We start from the raw sequence: 3,118 nt of genomic DNA on the forward strand, positions 1-3,118 counted from the left end.
TCAAAATTCATAATTTTATAAAGTTTTCCTTAAGATTATCTAAACCCATACATTTTGTAAAGCGTTGTGGAATTAACTATAAGTATATGTTTAGCTCCTACATAAAAAGTATCAATCTTTAATAAATCCCAATAAATTTGCTCTAGGGTGAAGGGTGTAGGCTCTAGGGGATAAAAATCTCTTTCCATCCCTAGACCCTTGACCCTAGACCCTTGAGCCATTTTGCTTTGGATTTCGTGCTTTCTTTCATTTTAACTTCCTTTCCCCATCTTATTTCTCGTCTACCTAAACACATACGCTTTTAAAGGTGCATTTAATCCATAATCTCCTTAAGAGCCAATATAATTTCTTTCTCATCTATTCTCTCAACTAACCTTACCCTTCCTATTCTTTCGGGGATAACCAGCCTTATTTTTCCTGTGAATTTTTTGTCGTGCAAGAGGGGAGACATTATTTTATCAATATCGCAAGGCTTTATCTTAACAGGTAATCCTATTTTTAAAAGGAGGTTTTTTATCCTTATCCCCTCTTTTTCATTTAAAAATCCAAGCTTTACAGCCAGGCGATTTATTGCCACCATTCCAATAGATATAGCATCTCCATGCCTTTTAACAAGACCTCCTCCTCCCTCAAGGGAATGGCCAATTGTATGACCATAATTCAAAATTGCCCTTATTCCCTTCTTGTCAAATTCATCTTGTTGGACAACCCTTGCCTTTATCTTATAGCACATTGAGACAATGTATTCAATATAAGGGCTTTTTAAAGATAGGATTTCATCTACATTTTTCTCAATGTATCTAAAGAATCTTGGGTTTTTGATTACCCCATATTTTATAACCTCTGCCATACTTCCTATAATTTCTTCCCTAGGAAGGGTTTTAAGCAAGGAAAGATCAGATATGACAAGGCTTGGCTGGTGGAATGAACCAATGATATTCTTTATTCCCATAAAATTTACGCCTGTTTTTCCACCTATCCCTGAATCAACATTTGCCAAGAGGGTGGTTGGAATATTTATGTAATCTACCCCCCTTTTATAAATAGCGGCAACAAACCCTCCCAGATCACCCACAATTCCACCTCCCAAATTTGCAATAAAGAGCCTTTTTCTTCCGCTATCAAATGAAATAATCTCTTTTAGAATATTTTTTAAAGAGAAAAATGATTTGTGCCTTTCTCCCTCTCCAATCAAAGCCTCTTTTACAGAAATTCCATTTTTCTTAAGGGATTCTTTTAATCTTTCACCATATAAAGAGAAAATCTTTGGCTGGCTAATTATAAAGCAAGAATTACCAAGCTCTTTTGCATAATCACCTGTTTTGTCTAATAAATCAAAGCCAATAAAGATAGGGTAATTCTTCTTTCCAAGTTTAACTTGAATTATTTCCCTAACCCCCCTCTTTTCTCTTTTATTCATCTCCCAAGGAGATACCTAAATCCCTTGCGGTTTTGATGACATCAGAAGAGGCTGGAACAAGGTTCATTTTACCGACAGCCTCATCAAGGGAAACAGAGGTAATTGTGGGTGGTCTTAAGGCAACCATCCTTCCAAATTCTTTTCTTTGAATAAGCCTTATGCTATGGGCACCAAATCTTGTGGCAATGAGCCGGTCAAATGTGGTTGGCGTTCCTCCCCTTTGCAGATGCCCTAATACCAAAGCCCTTGTCTCCTTTCCTGTTCTTTCCCTTATCTCTTTTGCCAAATACTCTGCAATGCCACCCAAAATAGGCTCCTGCCTTCCCTTATCTTTGCATTCCTTTGTAAAGAGACCTCCACCCTCTGGTTTTGCTCCCTCTGCGGCTACTACGATGCAAAATCCCTTTCCTCCCCTATATCTTTCCTTTACCTTCTTGCATATAGAATCTATGTTAAATGGGATCTCCGGGATTAAAATAATGTCAGCACCTCCAGAAACCCCTGCGTTTAAGGCAATCCACCCGGCATATCTTCCCATTGTCTCTACAACCATTGTCCTTTGATGGCTCTCTGCGGTTGAATGAAGCCTGTCTAAAGCCTCGGTTACAATTGAAACAGCTGTATCAAATCCAAATGTAATTACGGTGCCAGATAGGTCATTATCTATTGTTTTAGGAATGCCAACAATGGGAAGACCCTTTTTATAAAGGGAATTTGCAATGGAGAGGGTTCCATCGCCGCCGATCATAATCAAAGCATCAAGCTTAAGCTTTTTAAACCCAGCTACAACATCATCAGAAACATCCTTTATAATGGTTTTTCCCTTCTCCTTTACCTCCATCTTGAATGGATTTCCCCGGTTTGTTGTGCCCAGGATTGTTCCACCAATGCTTAATATTCCCGCAATATCCCTCTGGGTAAGCCGTTTTGATTTTCTTATATCAAGCAGGCCTTCTAAGCCCTTTTCAATGCCGATAATCTCCCAGCCTAAATTTAACCCTGCCTTAACCACAGCCCTGATAACCGCATTAAGCCCAGGGCAATCACCACCACCTGTAGATACACCGATTTTCATATTATCACCCCCCTTGATTTTCTATATGCAATTTTTGCATTCTTAAGGTCATTATCTGCCTTTTTGAACCACACAGAAGCTAAATCTAACCTTTCATCCATATAATATTTTTCCTTTAGTTAATACCTTATGAATAAAAGAGCCTTTTATGTCTTTATATTTTATTACCTCTTGTGGCGTATAAACAATAAAATCCATAGGAATCATCCAGTTTCTAAAAAGCCTATATAAAGGAATTGAGCGCTTGTGAGGAACCTCACTTGATTCTTTAACAATCAACAAATCCAGGTCGCTTCCCTTTTTTGGATTCCCCCAGGCATAGGAACCAAAAAGAACTATTTTTTGTGGTTGGAATTGGCTAATTATTTTATTTTTTATTTCTTCTATTGCATCATCTATAATCATACCTTTACTTCCCTAAAAACTTTCTACTTAAGAATATAGTCTTACAAATAATGCCTTGTCAAGAAGCTTCCTCTACACGGAATTTCATAAGATTATAGTATCTTCCATTACTTAGTGCAAAAATAGATAGGGTTGTGTTTATCTGTTAAAAATTCATCCACCTTTTAAGAAATTTTGAATTCTAAATTTTGAATTTTGAATTGAAGGTTTAAGTTTTA

General features: G+C 37.2%; 3 protein-coding genes. All 3 read right to left on the reverse strand.

Going from position 1 to position 3,118, the window contains the following annotated elements:
* Window positions 1-313: 313 nt before the first annotated feature.
* The 3 genes from aroB to AB1397_03555 all read right to left on the reverse strand — a co-directional run bounded on the left by aroB (window position 314) and on the right by AB1397_03555 (window position 2,900).
* The gene (aroB, locus tag AB1397_03545; protein ID MEW6482062.1) at window positions 314-1,420 is read right to left on the reverse strand and encodes a 3-dehydroquinate synthase; all 1,107 of its coding nucleotides are present in this window, start codon (window positions 1,418-1,420) and stop codon (window positions 314-316) included.
* Window positions 1,413-2,495 carry a 6-phosphofructokinase gene (locus tag AB1397_03550; GenBank protein MEW6482063.1) on the reverse strand — a complete coding sequence of 361 codons (1,083 nt, stop codon included), beginning with the start codon at window positions 2,493-2,495 and terminating at the stop codon, window positions 1,413-1,415. Before AB1397_03550 ends, aroB begins: the two co-directional genes overlap by 8 nt.
* A gap of 93 nt (window positions 2,496-2,588) precedes the next feature.
* On the reverse strand, window positions 2,589-2,900 hold the full coding sequence (locus AB1397_03555; protein MEW6482064.1) for a nucleotidyltransferase domain-containing protein: 312 nt from the start codon (window positions 2,898-2,900) through the stop codon (window positions 2,589-2,591).
* Window positions 2,901-3,118: the final 218 nt, after the last annotated feature.

It is taken from the genome of bacterium (genome assembly GCA_040756715.1).
Lineage (GTDB): Bacteria > UBA9089 > UBA9088 > UBA9088 > UBA9088 > JBFLYE01.